Here is a 269-nt window from a genome sequence, read left to right on the forward strand (position 1 = left end):
TTTGGGAGAATCTCAATTGGAAGTTTTACTGAAAGGTTTGAGTCCTCACTAAGTTATTGGACGAGATCCGATTATTTGAGGCATTGGAAGTTAGCATCAGAAAAGCTGCATAGCGGTGAGGCAGTTAGCTTCATTACTTTTATAACGGAGCCTTCTACTTCTAACTTTGTACGTGCTTGGGTATGTTATCCCCAATCTGATGAATTAGTATTTCAAGAGCATATCCTTTTCCTGGACGCCCCAGATTTCGAAATTAATTTTCTAGAACC

General features: G+C 39.4%; 1 protein-coding gene. It reads left to right on the forward strand.

Annotated elements, in window-relative coordinates:
• Positions 1–15: 15 nt before the first annotated feature.
• Positions 16–269, forward strand: a 254-nt coding sequence (locus tag R0K30_RS22100; protein ID WP_410612999.1) for a hypothetical protein, incomplete at its 3' end; no start/stop codon positions are given.

Source organism: Bacillus sp. SIMBA_154 (assembly GCF_046536015.1).
Taxonomy (GTDB): domain Bacteria; phylum Bacillota; class Bacilli; order Bacillales; family Bacillaceae; genus Bacillus; species Bacillus pumilus_P.